General features: G+C 65.0%; 14 protein-coding genes. 9 read left to right on the top strand and 5 right to left on the bottom strand.

Going from position 1 to position 14,857, the window contains the following annotated elements:
* Positions 1 to 48: 48 nt before the first annotated feature.
* Positions 49 to 1,104 carry a phosphoribosylformylglycinamidine cyclo-ligase gene (gene purM, locus ACREXZ_RS16035; RefSeq protein WP_431765082.1) on the top strand — a complete coding sequence of 352 codons (1,056 nt, stop codon included), beginning with the start codon at positions 49 to 51 and terminating at the stop codon, positions 1,102 to 1,104.
* A gap of 91 nt (positions 1,105 to 1,195) precedes the next feature.
* Here the strand turns inward: purM and miaA are convergent, their stop codons facing one another.
* Positions 1,196 to 2,152, bottom strand: a complete 957-nt coding sequence (miaA, locus tag ACREXZ_RS16030) for a tRNA (adenosine(37)-N6)-dimethylallyltransferase MiaA (RefSeq protein WP_431765081.1) — start codon at positions 2,150 to 2,152, stop codon at positions 1,196 to 1,198.
* 28 nt (positions 2,153 to 2,180) lie between these two features.
* The gene (gene mutL, locus ACREXZ_RS16025; protein ID WP_431765080.1) at positions 2,181 to 4,208 is read right to left on the bottom strand and encodes a DNA mismatch repair endonuclease MutL; all 2,028 of its coding nucleotides are present in this window, start codon (positions 4,206 to 4,208) and stop codon (positions 2,181 to 2,183) included.
* A gap of 224 nt (positions 4,209 to 4,432) precedes the next feature.
* Here mutL and ACREXZ_RS16020 point away from each other — a divergent pair, with 224 nt between their 5' ends.
* A complete protein-coding gene (locus tag ACREXZ_RS16020) occupies positions 4,433 to 5,107 on the top strand; it encodes a DedA family protein (RefSeq protein WP_431765079.1) in 675 nt (224 codons plus the stop codon).
* Positions 5,108 to 5,201: 94 nt separating this feature from the next.
* Here the strand turns inward: ACREXZ_RS16020 and ACREXZ_RS16015 are convergent, their stop codons facing one another.
* The gene (locus ACREXZ_RS16015; protein WP_431765078.1) at positions 5,202 to 6,014 is read right to left on the bottom strand and encodes a mechanosensitive ion channel family protein; all 813 of its coding nucleotides are present in this window, start codon (positions 6,012 to 6,014) and stop codon (positions 5,202 to 5,204) included.
* Between the two features lie 297 nt (positions 6,015 to 6,311).
* The gene (locus ACREXZ_RS16010) at positions 6,312 to 6,962 is read right to left on the bottom strand and encodes a hypothetical protein (protein WP_431765077.1); all 651 of its coding nucleotides are present in this window, start codon (positions 6,960 to 6,962) and stop codon (positions 6,312 to 6,314) included.
* 615 nt (positions 6,963 to 7,577) lie between these two features.
* Between ACREXZ_RS16010 and ACREXZ_RS16005 the strand changes: the two genes are divergently transcribed.
* The 5 genes from ACREXZ_RS16005 (at position 7,578) to ACREXZ_RS15985 (ending at position 12,671) form a co-directional block, all read left to right on the top strand.
* On the top strand, positions 7,578 to 7,853 hold the full coding sequence (locus tag ACREXZ_RS16005; protein ID WP_431765076.1) for an HU family DNA-binding protein: 276 nt from the start codon (positions 7,578 to 7,580) through the stop codon (positions 7,851 to 7,853).
* A gap of 19 nt (positions 7,854 to 7,872) precedes the next feature.
* Complete coding sequence (otsA, locus tag ACREXZ_RS16000; protein WP_431765075.1) at positions 7,873 to 9,270, top strand: alpha,alpha-trehalose-phosphate synthase (UDP-forming); 1,398 nt, start codon at positions 7,873 to 7,875, stop codon at positions 9,268 to 9,270.
* 170 nt (positions 9,271 to 9,440) lie between these two features.
* The gene (locus tag ACREXZ_RS15995; RefSeq protein ID WP_431765074.1) at positions 9,441 to 11,138 is read left to right on the top strand and encodes a purple acid phosphatase family protein; all 1,698 of its coding nucleotides are present in this window, start codon (positions 9,441 to 9,443) and stop codon (positions 11,136 to 11,138) included.
* A gap of 222 nt (positions 11,139 to 11,360) precedes the next feature.
* Positions 11,361 to 11,921 (top strand): type II toxin-antitoxin system Phd/YefM family antitoxin, encoded by a 561-nt coding sequence (locus ACREXZ_RS15990; protein ID WP_431765073.1) that lies wholly within the window; start codon positions 11,361 to 11,363, stop codon positions 11,919 to 11,921.
* 129 nt (positions 11,922 to 12,050) lie between these two features.
* Positions 12,051 to 12,671, top strand: coding sequence for a TetR/AcrR family transcriptional regulator (locus tag ACREXZ_RS15985; protein WP_431765072.1), 621 nt, complete (start codon positions 12,051 to 12,053; stop codon positions 12,669 to 12,671).
* Here ACREXZ_RS15985 and ACREXZ_RS15980 read toward each other — a convergent pair.
* Entirely contained in the window at positions 12,661 to 13,449 is a 789-nt protein-coding gene (locus ACREXZ_RS15980; RefSeq protein ID WP_431765071.1) for a hypothetical protein, read from the bottom strand. The genes ACREXZ_RS15985 and ACREXZ_RS15980 overlap by 11 nt on opposite strands.
* Before the next feature lie 331 nt (positions 13,450 to 13,780).
* On the opposite strand from ACREXZ_RS15980, the gene gspI reads away from it, so the two are divergent.
* Entirely contained in the window at positions 13,781 to 14,200 is a 420-nt protein-coding gene (gspI, locus tag ACREXZ_RS15975; RefSeq protein ID WP_431765070.1) for a type II secretion system minor pseudopilin GspI, read from the top strand.
* Positions 14,184 to 14,846, top strand: coding sequence for a PulJ/GspJ family protein (locus ACREXZ_RS15970; RefSeq protein WP_431765069.1), 663 nt, complete (start codon positions 14,184 to 14,186; stop codon positions 14,844 to 14,846). The genes gspI and ACREXZ_RS15970 overlap by 17 nt, the downstream gene beginning before the upstream one ends.
* The last annotated feature ends 11 nt before the right edge of the window (positions 14,847 to 14,857 follow it).

The raw sequence follows: 14,857 nt of genomic DNA, 5'->3' as shown, positions 1-14,857 counted from the left end.
GCCTGCATCGGGTAAAATCGCATTTTACCGACCTTCTCGCGCTTCCCCATGAATCAACCGAAAACCGCCCCTGACGCCCAAGGTTTGTCGTATCGCGACGCCGGCGTGGACATCGATGCGGGCGACGCCCTCGTCGACGCCATCAAGCCCTTTGCCAAAAAGACGATGCGCGACGGCGTGCTGGGCGGCATCGGCGGTTTCGGGGCGCTGTTCGAGGTGCCGAAGAAGTACCGCGAGCCGGTCCTCGTGTCGGGCACCGACGGCGTCGGCACCAAGCTGAGGCTCGCGTTCCAGCTGAACCGGCATGACACGGTCGGCCAGGATCTCGTCGCGATGAGCGTCAACGACATCCTCGTGCAGGGCGCCGAGCCGCTGTTTTTCCTCGACTACTTCGCGTGCGGCAAGCTCGAAGTCGGCACTGCGGCGACGGTCGTGAAGGGCATCGCGCAGGGCTGCGAATACGCGGGCTGCGCGCTGATCGGCGGCGAAACCGCGGAAATGCCCGGCATGTACCCCGACGGCGAGTACGATCTCGCGGGCTTCGCGGTCGGCGCGGTCGAAAAAAGCAAGATCATCGACGGCAGCACGATCGCCCCGGGCGACGTGGTGCTAGGCCTCGCGTCGAGCGGCATCCATTCGAACGGTTTCTCGCTGGTGCGCAAGATCATCGAGCGCGTGCAGCCGGATCTGGACGCGGACTTCGACGGCCGTTCGCTCGCCGACGCGCTGATGGCGCCGACGCGGATCTACGTGAAGCCGCTGCTCGCGCTGATGGAGCAGATCGCCGTGAAGGGGATGGCGCACATCACCGGCGGCGGGCTCGTCGAAAACATTCCGCGCGTGCTGCGCGAAGGTCTCACCGCCGAACTCGATCACCGCGGATGGCCGCTGCCGCCGCTGTTCTCGTGGCTGCAGCAGCACGGCGGCGTCGCGGATGCGGAGATGCATCGCGTGTTCAACTGCGGGATCGGGATGGCGGTCATCGTGTCCGCCGCGGATGCCGATCAGGCGATCGGTCTGCTGTCCGCCGCCGGCGAACAGGTCTGGAAGATCGGCACCGTGCGTGAGAGCCGCGAAGGCGAAGCGCAGACGGTGGTGGTTTGAGGTTTGTTCTGAGCGGGCCTGTGCTGGCCCGCTTCATCGCTTTATTTCAACGAGGCTGACTCCAGCCTCGTCGCATCTTTCCTTCCGATAGTCACACCCGCAACGCCGCATCGAGTGCGGCGAGCGCGTGGTCGGTCGCATCGGCCGCGCAGCAATCCACGACGATCCGTTCCGGCATCGACCTCAACCACGTCAGCTGGCGTTTGCAGAGCTGGCGCGTCGCGAACACGCCCTTGTCGCGCATCGTGTCGTAGTCGATCGCGCCGTCCAGATACTCCCACGCCTGTCGATACCCGACGCAGCGCATCGACGGTAGCCCCGGATGCAGATCGTCGCGCGCACGCAGGCGTTTCACTTCATCGATAAAGCCGCTCGCGAGCATCGCGTCGAAGCGTCGCGCGATGCGCTCGTGCAGCACGCTGCGATCCGACGGCTCCAGCGCGACCGGGACGAACCGGAAGCACGCGGCCTCGTCCGAACGCGACGGAACGGAGAGCAGCGCCGACATCGGCTGGCCAGTCAGCATGAAGACCTCGAGCGCGCGCTGGATGCGCTGCGAATCGTTCGGGGCGAGCCGCGCGGCCGTGACCGGGTCGACATCCGCGAGCCGTGCGTGCAGCGCGGGCCAGCCGTCGCGGGCAGCATCGGCATCGAGTGCCGCGCGGATGTCGGGCGCGGCGGCTGGCAGGTCGTTCAACCCTTGTGTGAGCGCGCGGTAGTAGAGCATCGTGCCGCCGACCAGCAGCGGCACATGACCACGCGCGTCGATCTCGCCGACGAGACGCAGCGCGTCGGCGCGGAAGTCGGCGGCGGAGTAGGCGTCGGCGGGATCGACGATATCGATCAGGTGATGCGGCACGCGCGCACGTTCGTCGGCGTCGGGCTTTGCGGTGCCGATGTCCATGCCGCGGTAGACGAGCGCCGAATCCACACTGACGATCTCGACCGGACGTTGCGCGGCGAACGCGAGCGCGGCGGCAGTCTTGCCGGATGCGGTGGGTCCGAGCAGGCAGGCCACCGGCTTGCGGGCAGCAGTAAGCGCCGTCATGACCTGATCGTCCAGAACCGCCGCGTACTCATTGTCCGCGCATGAACAGGCGGTCCAGATCGGTCAGCGTCAGCTGGTACCACGTCGGCCGGCCGTGATTGCATTGATCCGCGCGTTCGGTCGCTTCCATCTGGCGTAGCAGCGCGTTCATCTCGTCGAGCGTGAGACGCCGGTTCGCGCGTACCGCGTGATGGCATGCGAGCGTGCCGAGCAGTTCGTGCTGCCGTTCGGTCAGCACGCGCGAGCCGCCATATGCATGCAGATCGGCGAGCACCGCACGCGCGAGCGCCTGCAGGTCGGCGTCCTTCAGCAGCGCGGGCACCGCGCGGATCGCGAGTGTGGTCGGCGACAGCACCGCGAGATCGAAACCGAGCGCATCGAGCGTGTCGCGCTCTTCTTCGACGACGCCGATTTCGACCGCGTCGGCCGGCATCGACAGCGGGATCAGCAGCGGCTGCACGGCGATCGTGCGGTCCGCGAGTGCGTTCTTGAACTGCTCGTAGAGGATGCGTTCGTGCGCGGCGTGCATGTCGACGATCACGAGCCCGCGCGCATTCTGTGCGAGCACGTAGATGCCGTGAATCTGGCCGAGCGCGAAACCGAGCGGCTGTTCGTCGTCGGAGAATGACTGGGGTGCGGGCGGGGCGAACAACGTAGATGCATCGTTGCTGTCGCGCGCGTCGGTCGTGGTCATGCCTTGCGGCGTGCCGGTGTTGGTATCGCGGCGGCCGAACAGCGCATCGTAGAGCGCGAGCGGTTGCGCGACGGGCAGTGTGCCTTGAGTCATGCGCGCTTGCCGCAGCCATGTGTTGCCCGGCTGTGCCTGCGCGCCACCACCTGTGCCGAAGCCGCCGGGTCCACCGAGGCCACCGACACTCGCACGCGAAAAACCATCCGCCCCCGGCGCCTGCGCGCCATCCACACCGATCGGCGCAAGATGCGCGGCATGACCGCCCGCCGTGGTTTCCGGCGACGCGCCCGCGTGCCGCGCGAGCGAGCGCTGCACCGCATGAAACACGAACTGGTGGATCGAGCGCGAATCGCGGAAACGTACCTCGATCTTCGACGGATGCACGTTGACGTCGACCGCTTCGGGCGGCAAGTCGAGGAACAGCACATACGACGGGTAGCGGTCGCCGTGCAGCACGTCTTCGTACGCGGCGCGCACCGCGTGCGCGAGCAGCTTGTCGCGCACGAAGCGGCCGTTGACGAAGAAATACTGCTGATCCGCGCGGCCGCGGCTCGCGGTCGGCAGCCCCGCGCAGCCGTAGACGGCGAGCGGGCCGGCCGATTCGTCGAGCGGCAGATGTGCAGTGGCGAACGTGTCGCCGAGGATCTTCGCGACGCGCGTTGCCGGGTCGGTTGCGTTCCAGTGTTCGACCGCGCGGCCGTTGTGCAGCACCGAGATCGCGACGTCGGGCCGCGCGAGCGCAGCGCGGCGGATCATCTCGAGACAGTGGCCGAGTTCGGTCTGTTCGCTTTTCAGGAATTTGCGCCGCGCAGGCGTATTGAAGTACAGCTCGCGCACTTCGATCGTCGTGCCCTGCGTGCCGGCGGCGGGTGCGAGCACGCCGGTCTGAGCGTCGATGCGTACCGCGTGCGACGCGTCGCCGCTGCGGCTCGTGATGGCCATCTCCGCGACCGACGCGATCGACGCAAGCGCTTCGCCACGGAACCCGAGCGTCGCGACCGATTCGAGTTCGGCGAGCGAGCGGATCTTGCTGGTCGCGTGACGCATCAGCGCGAGCGGTAGTTCGCCTTCGGGGATGCCGTAGCCGTCGTCGGTGATCGAAATGCGTTTGACGCCGCCCTCGTCAAGCAGGATGCGCAGCGTCGTCGCGCCGGCGTCGAGCGCGTTCTCGAGCAGTTCCTTGACGACCGACGCCGGACGCTCGACGACTTCGCCCGCGGCGATCTGGCTGATCAGCTGGTCGGGCAGCGGTTGGATCGCGCGCGCGGCGTGGGGCATGCGTCGCGGCTGCGTAGCGGCATCGGCATCGGCTGCGGTACCGGTCGCGCTCGTGGAGCCGGCGGCGGTTTCGGAAAATTCGGACATGGACGGATTATAGCGATTCGCGCCCGTCGTCCGTGGGCGTGCGAAACGCCCGTTGCGGGCAACGCGCGGCGTGCCGAGGGTATTTTTTTATCGCGGCCGGGCACTTTCGGTATGATGGCGCGGTCGATTTTCTGGCTCGTGCTTTCGCGCGAGCGCATTCAGCCCACCGGTCTTGCGCAATGAGCGGCGAGCCGGTCATCTCCTCCTTTCGTAGAGGTTGCTTCTTGGATACGTTGCTGCAGTTTGCGAACCTTGTCCTGCACATCGACAAGTTTCTCGGGATCTTCATCCACCAGTACGGCGCGTGGGTGTACGCGGTGCTGTTTCTGATCGTGTTCTGCGAGACCGGTCTCGTCGTGCTGCCTTTTCTGCCGGGAGATTCGCTGCTGTTCATCGGCGGGGCGTTCTGCGCGACCGGCGAGATGAACCTCGGTCTGCTGATCGTGCTGCTCGTCGTGGCTGCGGGGGCGGGTAATACTGTCAACTACATGATCGGCCGGTCGATCGGTTCGAAGGTGTTCGATTCGCACATTCCGGTGCTGGAGCGCTTCCTCGACCGCGCCGCGCTGCAGAAGACGCACAACTTCTACGAGAAGCATGGCGGCAAGACCATCGTGCTCGCGCGCTTCATTCCGGTCGTGCGGACGTTCGCGCCGTTCGTCGCGGGCGCGTCGCAGATGACGGTGCGCCGCTTCCAGCTATTCAACATCGCGGGCGCGCTGTTCTGGGTGCTGCTGCTCGTGCTGCTCGGCTACTTCTTCGGCAACATTCCGTTCATTCGCCAGTATCTGAACATCATCGTGCTCGTGGGGATCGGCGCGGCCGTCGTGCCGGTCGTGCTGGGCGCGTTGTGGAAGGTGCTGCGCAAGCAGCCGGCAGCGGGCGGTGGTTCGCGCTAGCGGGCGCCAGACACGGCAAGTCCAGGCACCAGACAAAAAGGCGTCGCGAATGAATGTTCGCGACGCCTTTTTTTTACAGAAGCCGCGACCGCATTCAGCTCGCGTTGCGGCGCACGAGTGGCGTTTCCGGCGTCGGATAGCGGGCCTCGCGGAACGTCTCGACGATCGCGCGGTTCGTGTCGAAATAGACCTGCCAGTAGTGATCGGTATGCGTGTAGGGCCGCACGCACAGCAGCGGACCTTCGGGCGTGAACGACAGCACCTCGACGTCGGGCGCCGGATCGGTCGCGACATTCGGAATCTTCGCGATTGCGGCGCGCAGACGCGTCGCAGCATCGAGCGGATCGACGCCGTTCGCGATCTTCGCGGTCAGCTCGACGCGCCGTATCGGCAGCGCGCTGTAGTTCGAGATCGTGTCCGAGAAGATCTTGTTGTTGCCGACGATCGTGGTCACGTTGTCCGGCGTGATGATCGTCGTGCCGAACAGCCCGAGCTCGTGCACCGTGCCCGTCACGCCGCCGGCCATGACGAAGTCGCCGACCTTGAATGGTCGCAGCACCTGCATGAAGATCCCCGCCGCGAAATGCGCGAGCAACCCGCCCCACGCAGTACCGATCGCGAGGCCGAGGCCGGCGAGCAACGCGGCGAACGACGTCGTCTGCACGCCGAACACCTGCAGGATCGCGAGGACCAGCAGCAGGTTCAGCAGCACCCCGAGAATCGAGCCGAGGTAGTGCGCAAGCGTCGGATCGACACGCCCGTTACGCGCGAGCATCTTGCCCAGCAGACCGATCACGAGACCGATCACCCAGCGGCCGACGATCCACAGAACGATTGCCGCGACCACTTTGGTCCCGATGTCGATGCCCCGGGTCATCAGGAATGTATGTACGGTTTCGAGATCCACGTTGTCCTCGCTAGAGTCGGTTGCGTTTGACTGCGTTGTGGCGCATTGCTGCGTTGCGCTTTCTTCCGATACGGCGAACAACTGCGTCGCGATGGCAGGAGGACACCTGCCGCGCATGAACCGGGTTGGGTGCGATCCCCAGGATCCCCAAGATTCCCGGGAGTTATAGCCGACGCGCGACCCACGCGCAAGGATCATTCCCGTCGCATCGACGGACGACCATGCCGCCGATGCGTGCGACGGGAGCGGCGTCGCATGCGAAGTGACGCATGCGATCGGGTTCGGGAGAGGTGCCGCTCAGGTCGAAGCGGATTCGAGCCTGGCTTTGGACGCCGACTCCGTAGCCGGTTCGACTGCGGGTTCGACCACGCGCGGTGCCACCGCGGGTTGCGTGGCCGGCTGCTTGCCCTTGTTGAGCCGGGCGCAATGCGGACACCATGTGCGGCGGCTATGCACGTTGCGCGGGGCGGCTTCCCAGACGTGACCGATCGCGCATTGCCACGTGAGTTTCGATTCGCAGTCGCGATATTCGGTGCTCAGGCAGAGTCCGCCGCGCTGACGGGCGACTTCCCGCATGTCTTCGATCGTGCGGCGCATGCGCTGGTTCGCGCACAGCCGGCACCACTTCCCGACCAGGATCAGATGCCCCCAGCCGAGCCATTCGTGTCCCTGTGCGCAGCGAAAGCGGTACTTCGCCTGCAGCTTCGCGCAGAAGTCGTCGAGGCATTCGCCGCCGCGTGCGGCGGCGGCCGCGTGAAGACGGGCCAATCCGTTCGGGTCGCGGCGCGGACGCCTGGGTCGAAGCGCCGCGTCCGCGCTGGGGGAATCCTGGGCGACGGGCGCGGATGGCGTGTCGTGTGCGGTGGCGGTCGGGGCTGTGGGCGTGCCGCCGTGAGCAGGGCGGGCGGAGCGAGGGGGTGACGCGAGCGTCGGGACGGAGCGGGTCATGAAGCGGAGTTCCTGTGGGCTCGCCGGCGGGCGTTGCGGACCGACGCCGGCTGGGCAGTCGAAAGCATTGACGGGACAGGGCGACACACACTCCCTCGCGACATGGCTGCACGCGATAACGCTTCGTGCGGGCGACGTTCTCGCAAGGCGACTGAAGACCGAGGGAGCGGTTCGTCCGTTCAGCGGCAGGTTCCTGTACGGACGAACGGCCAATTCTATGCAGCCGTGACAGGCTCATTTTGAAGTTTTGCAAACTGCGGATCGCGTCGACGCGCGGGTGCGTGGCGTGGCGATTACCGGTATCGAACGTCGCGTGACGTCTGCAGGCCGGATGGCCGCCTGGCGGGTTCATACGCGTGTTTTCCTCTTCCGCTGCACCACCGCGACACACGATGCGGTAGAAACGGCCGCATCGCGTGCAAATGACCGGTCAATTGTGCTGAACGCCCGCGTAGCAGGCTCGACGCGACTTGTGCAAGGCGCCCCGCATGGGTTACGGTATGTGCGGGCGGCTCCTGCATCCGCGCAATTGCCCGCCGACGTTGGCATTGCGCGGAGCGAGCAGGGGGCCGGTATCGCATCGCGATCGAATTGCACGACTCTTTGGGAGACTTCATGAACAAGCAGGAATTGATCGACGCCGTTGCGGCATCCACGGGTGCCAGCAAGGCTGCGACAGGCGAGGCCATCGAGGCCGTGATCGACGCAATTACGCAGGCAGTCGCGTCGGGCGACGGCGTACAGCTCGTCGGCTTCGGCTCTTTCACCCAGGGCGCGCGTGCCGCACGCACCGGGCGCAATCCGGCTACCGGCGCAGCGATCGCCATCGCTGCGGCAAAGACGGTGAAGTTCACGCCGGGCAAGGCATTCAAGGACGTGGTGAACAGCTAGTCCTGAGGCGATCGAGCCGATGAGCCGTCTGGTTGTCGTGTCGAACCGCACGGCCGATCCCCGCAAGACTGCGGCGGGCGGCCTGGCGGTGGCAGTCCGGGAAAGCCTGCAGCAGACAGGCGGACTGTGGTTCGGCTGGAGCGGAAAAATCCACGGCGAGACGGAAGGCGCTGCCGGACAATCCGATGTGCGCGTGCAGACGATGGGTAGCGTCACGCTCGCCACACTCGATCTCGATCAACGCGACTACGACACGTACTACCTCGGTTACGCGAACGACGTACTGTGGCCGGTGTTTCACTACCGGCTCGATCTCGCCAACTTCGACGTACGGTTCGCGGCGGGCTATCGCCGCGTCAACCAGCTGTTCGCGCGCAAGCTGATGCCGCTCCTGCGGCCCGACGACCTGATCTGGGTCCACGACTACCATCTGATCCCGCTCGCCGCCGAACTGCGCGCGATGGGCTGCACGAACCGCATCGGTTTCTTCCTGCATATTCCAATGCCGCCGCCGCTGATCATGGCGGCGATCCCCGAACACGAATGGCTGATGCGTTCGCTGTTCGCGTATGACCTTGTCGGCTTTCAGAGCGAAGCCGACGTGACGCATTTCGCGCACTACGTCGAATCCGAAGCGCATGCGAGCCGGCTGGAGCAGGGCCGTTTGCGTGCATTCGAACGCACGCTGCGGGTTGGGGCCTATCCGATCGGTATCGACGTCGACGAATTCGTCGGGCTCGCGCAGGGCAAGGATGGGCGCGAGATGTTTGCGCGAATGCGCGAGGAGTATTCGCGGCGCCGGTTGCTGATCGGCGTCGACCGGCTCGATTATTCGAAGGGCTTGCCGCAGCGCGTGCACGCGTTTCGCGAACTGCTCGCGCAGTACCCCGAGAATCACAACAGCGCGACGCTGATCCAGATCGCGTCGCCGAGCCGGGAGGACGTCGGCGCCTACGACGACCTGCGCCGGCAGATGGACAGCCTGTGCGGCGAGATCAACGGCGACTACGGCGAACTCGACTGGATGCCGGTGCGCTACATCCATCGCAACGTCGCGCGCAAGCGTCTGCCCGGGCTGTATCGCGCGAGCCGCGTCGCGCTCGTGACGCCGTTGCGCGACGGCATGAACCTCGTGGCAAAGGAATTCATCGCCGCGCAGGATCCGGCCGATCCGGGCATGCTCGTGCTGTCGCGTTTTGCTGGCGCCGCCGAGCAGTTGAAGGACGCGCTGCTGGTGAATCCGTACGATGCGCAGGGCACCGCGCAGGCCATTCAACGTGCGCTGACGATGCCGCAGGACGAACGCATCAACCGGCACGAGCGGCTGATGAAGCGCATCCGCGAACAGGACGTGCACTGGTGGTGTTCGAGCTTTCTCGATGCGCTCGAACAGACGGGCACGGCGCCATCGCGCTGATTCCCCGTCGCTGCATGCCGGTCTCGACATGCGGCTACACGCCCGCTGACATCGCGACGTCACACAAGCTCGAATAATGGACGTGCCGCGCCGTTCGCAGCGCGGTTTGCGCCAACGCAGCCGCTCATGCGTGCGCTTCCTTTCGCCACCCCACGACGAGAACGCTCACCATGTCGAACGACAAAGACTCCGACGCGCGCGCTGCCGATCTGGCCGCCGCCGTCTCGCGCCGCGGTTTCCTCAAGCTCGCCGGCGCATCCGGTTTCGCCACCGCCACTGGCGCGCTCGCTTCGGCGAGCCGCGCAGCAACGTCCACCGCCGCGGCCACCGCTGATGGCACACCCGAACAGATCCACCTGACGTGGGGCAACGACCCGACACGCGAGGTCGTGATCTCCTGGGCCACGCTCGCGCAGTCGGCGAATCCGCGGGTCCGCCTCTCGGGACCGGGCGAGCAGCACCGCACCGTGCACGGCGTGCAGCGCACCTACACCGACGGCCTGAACGGCGAAGTCGTGTTCGTGTGCCATGCGCGCGTGCATGACCTGAAGCCCGCGACACGCTACGAATATGAAGTCACCGCGGACAACGACAGCAACGCCGCAAGTCCCTTTTCGGCGAGCTTCGAAACTGCGCCGCGTGGCCGTGCGCCGTTTCGCTGGACCAGCTACGGCGATCTCGCGACGCCGAACACCGCATGGGTGCTGTCGTATCCGCAGAGCCGTTTCGCGGTGCAGGCTGTCGAGCGCTTCGAACCGCTGTTCCATCTGCTGAACGGCGACCTGTGCTACGCGAACCTGAACCCGACGCATCAGCCGGACGTGTGGCGCGACTTCGGCAACAACAACCAGACGTCGGCGGCGAACCGTCCGTGGATGCCGTGCCCTGGCAATCACGAGATCGAGTTTCACAACGGACCGCAGGGGCTCGATTCGTATCTCACGCGCTATATGCTGCCCGAGAACGGCACGCACTTTCCGGGCCGCTGGTACAGCTTCCGCGTGAGTTCGGTGCTGTTCATCTCGCTCGATGCGGACGACGTGGTCTATCAGGACGCGGCGGCGTTCGTCGCGGGGCCGGCGCCGCTCGTGCCTGCCGCGAGTACGGGTCAGCCGTCGATCGAACCCGGCACGTCGTTCTATGTGCGCGGCTATAGCCACGGCGAACAGACACGCTGGCTCGAGGAGACATTGCGCCGAGCATCGCACCACGACGACATCGACTGGATCGTCGTGCAGATGCATCAGGACGCGCTCAGTTCGTCGAAGACCGGCAATGGATCGGACAAGGGCATCCGCGAAGCGTGGCTGCCGCTGTTCGATCGATACGGCGTCGACCTCGTGCTGTGCGGCCACGATCACGATTACGAGCGCAGCTACCCGGTGCGTGGTTGCAATCATCACGCGGGCGTCGATGCGACGACGGGCGAGGTTGTCGATACGCTGCAGCCGCGTCCGGTGATGGCGAGCGATCCGCCCGATGCGACGTTCGACACGAGCCGCGGCACGATCCATTTGATACTCGGCGGCGGCGGCACCAGCGCGCCGCTCGACGTGTACGGCAACGATACGGCCACCGGCGTCACGCAGGCAAAGATATTCACGAAACCGAACCGCCCGGTGCCCGGCACGAGCGCGAACACGTTCGTCCGCAATCCGGCCGACGCGCTCGAAGATGCGATCTGGTCTGCGCGACGCGACACTGGCACGGGTTACGGCATCGCGGTATTCGATCACGACCCCGGTAGCCCCGGGGGCAAAACGACGATCACGATGAATTACTATCACGCGCCCGGCGCGGACCAGACACCGACGTCGACGTACGAACTGTTCGAAACCGTCGTGCTGACGAAGGACCGGCAACGCTAGGCATTTATCACGCTGTTCGAAAAGACGCGTACCACTACTTCGCGTTCAACCCGCTGCTGTCTATAGGGACAGCAGCGGGTTTTTGCATTTCGTGAAGCGGCGTAGCGGTGGTTATATGCGAATCAGTTGAACGTCGCCTTATCCCATTTAGTGTGGCTTCGTCGAAGCCATAAAAAAGCCGCTTTAACGTCGCGTCGCGCGACATCGAGAGCGGCTTTTTTCATGCGAGCTCTTCACATTCGCATTGGTAACGATATTAATACGTCCTGTCAAAAATATTTCAATGAAAACCCTGCTTTTGCCCATCGCATAACAAGACCCTTCTGTATAGAATGCGTCGACGCATTTCTTTTCTTTACTACGCCTTACCACCTGTTTCCGTTGCAACGTGCGCGAATCACAAGAGACGCACGGGAAGCACGTACCGAGACCGACGGCCTGTTCCGCCGGCTATCTTCGCCTGAAAAAGAGGTTGAAATGGACGACTGGTCGACACCAGGGGTTGTGGCTATTACCACACGCGATCTAAGCAAGAATCCGTCGAAGGCATTGCGCGACGTCGGCGAACGGCCGTTGATCGTGATGCGTCATCAGAGGCCGGTTGCATGCCTCATATCGATCGAGCAATGGGCCGAGCTGATCGGCAGGTTGAAAGACATCGAAATGAACACGAGCATCGCGCGGACGGATCTGCCTGTGCATTCCGCTCTTCCGACCGATGTGGCGATGCAGGTGGCAAAGAGCAGCTGGCCCGCTGTCGTTGCATCGACAAACGGCAAATGATGTGGAACCGGCCGCGCAAGCGGCCGGACGCATGTGTGCAGTCGCGGTTGAGCGGCGGTCAATTGTCGCGACATTCTGAAATCGATACCAGCCGGGCGCATCGCAGCCTGGTTTCAAAGAACAATGCCATTGACGCAGAAAAACGGTGCCGGTCTGGGTACCACTCAAGGTACCGGAAAGCGCCAGGCGCTGATCGACAAGGCCACTGAGCTGTTCTCGCAAGAGGGTTATCACGCAGTCGGCGTCGACCGCATCATCACGGAGTCGGGCGTCGCGAAGATGACGCTCTACAACCACTTTCCATCGAAGTCCGAACTCGTGCTCGAAGTGCTCAGGCAGCGCGAGGCGAGCGCCGCCGAATCGCTGCGTGCGTTCGTCGATCGCTACATGCAGCCGTTCGATCGCCTGAAGGCGGTGTTTGAGTGGCACGAAGCATGGTTCAGCGAGAAGACGTTTTACGGCTGCATGTTCATCAACGCCGCATCCGAGTTTCCGGATCGCGCCGATGCGATCCATCGCGCGTCCGCGGCGCAGAAGCGTCACGTCACCGAATTGCTCGGTACGCTGCTGGAGGAGCTGTTTGCCGCTGATGTCGCCGCGCGTCTCGCCGTGCAGTTCCTGATCCTGATCGACGGCGCGACGGTGACCGCGCAGATTTCGGGCAAGCCGGATTCGGCGATGCTCGCGTGGGAGATCGCGCAGCAGCTGATCGCCGGCGCCCCTGCACGCGGCAACCACGCTAGCGCATAAGCGGCTGGGACGCCGCATCGATCACCGGCACCGGCTGCCCCAGAAAACTTTCGACGAGCATCACCTCCGCGCGCGTGAGACGTGCGATGCCGTGGGACAGGAAATCGGCGTTCATCGACACTTCGTCGCACGCGAGCAGATGCTGCGGCCCAGGAAACATCGACACGCGCGGCGGCCGGTAACGCAGCCGGAACAGTCGGGGGACTGCCGCGCGCCCGGCGCGCAGATCGCCGACACACTGCACCGACGCATCGAACCAGAAACGCAGCCACGCCGATTGCGGCACGCCCGGCGTCGTCGCGACGAACTCCGCGAGCACCAGAAAAATGTACGGCAGGTCCGCCTGGACGAGCGTCGGCCACGCCCACACGTGCAGAACGTCGGCGTGCTCGATCACACGCGTCAGACGCACGGCGGTGAAGCCAGGCACCTGTTGACGGATCGCGTGCAGATGCTGACGCCAGTGACGCGCGAATTCGTCGCGGCGCACGCGTTCGTGGTCCGGATCGGGCGCATGCGCGTTGACGAGCAGCGGGTTGGGCAGCGCGTCGTTGACGAGCGGACACGCGGGCCGTTCGTGCGCGATATGCGCGAAGTGGCGCGTATGCGCGCGATCGCGCAACTGCACGACGTGCAGTTCGTCGCCGCACAGCGGGCAGCGCGGTGGCGCGTGCGGCAGGGGCTTGTCGTCGGGAAATTCGGCCAGATACTCCGCGACGGTCGCCATCCGCGCTTCGAGCGGATGAAATGCACTTACTAGCACCGGATTTTCTTTCATGGCGTGTGGTGCGAGCGGTTGGACGGGTGCCGGCGCGGTCGGGGTCGTGCCCCTCGTTGCCCATTTTGCGTGGCGGACGGCGATGCGACGCACGCGCCGGTCTGCCGCCGGGTACCGGATATCGCACCGGAGAGTAAGGTGCGTCCGAGACGAAGCGATGAACGATTGTGAGTACAGTGCACTTTCATCGTGGGTGGTCTGTCGTGCGTAGATTTCGACATGGTTGTGCCACGTGTGCTGGCTACGCTCGTGTCGCTGCTCCGGACAGGCACGCACGCTTGCGTGCGCTATGCCTTCCTTCTCGATCTGTATGCCGGATAGATAGCGAGCGATGATTCTCCCTGCCGTCGGTTCCATTCGTTCGCGCCGCTTGCCCACCGTATCGTCGCGTGGCTTCACGCTGATCGAAGTGCTGATCGCGCTCGCGATCGTCGCGATTGCGATGGGCGCTGCGCTGCGTGCGGTCGGCGCGATGGCAACGGACACCGAGACCGCACGGGCACGCTCGCTTGCGCTGTGGAGCGCGGACAACGCGCTGGCCGATGTGCGCATCGCGCGCACGTGGCCCGACATCGGGCAGCAGACGTTCTCGTGTCCGCAAGGAACCTATCGCTTTGTGTGCCGGCAGACCGCGCGGGCGTCGCGCAGTCCGCTGCTGCGCGAAGTGACGATTCGCGTGTACGGCTCGGTCGGCAGCACGAATGTGCTCGCCGCCGTGACGACCGAGGTGCAGGATGAAAGACAGCGCTAGCCGGTGCCGAGGGCGCAAACAACAAGCGGGCTTCACGCTGATCGAGATGCTCGTGGCGATCGCGCTGCTAGCGATGCTCGCCGTGTTGTCGTGGCGCGGTCTCGACGCGACGATCCGCGGACGCGACGATATCGTTTCCAGCGTCACGCAGATGCGCGTACTCGGGCGCTACTTCTCGCAGCTCCAGTACGACATGCTGAATCTCGTGCCGCCGAACGAAACCGGCGGCGCGCCGCTGCGTATCCGTCCCAATGAACTCGTGCTGGTGCGCCGGCTCGGTGCGGGCAACGGTGCGAGCCGCGTGCAGATCGTGCGTTACCGGTTGCTCGGGCATCAGCTTCAACGCAGTGCGTCGCAGCCGCTCGAAACGCTGTCGCAACTCGCGGACGCGTTGCATCACATGGACGACTTCGCGAGCGTCACCGCAAGCGACGACGTACGCGAGATGAAGCTCGCCGTATTCCTGCCGCCAGGCGGCTGGACGTCCAGCCAGGAAGCGATCGACGCCGCATACGCGCAATTCCTCAAGCAGTACGCGGTCAGCACGCTTGCCACGCGCGAAGTGCCGCAGCCGCGCGGGCTGCGCTTCTCGATCACGCTTGGCAGGACGGGTGGTTATACGCGCACCGTGATGCTCGGTGAATAGAAGCTGGACAA

It is taken from the genome of Paraburkholderia sp., from assembly GCF_050742655.1.
Taxonomy (GTDB): Bacteria; Pseudomonadota; Gammaproteobacteria; order Burkholderiales; family Burkholderiaceae; genus Paraburkholderia.
The sequence above is the reverse complement of the archived record's forward strand: the minus strand, read 5'-3'. Positions and strand labels throughout refer to the sequence as shown.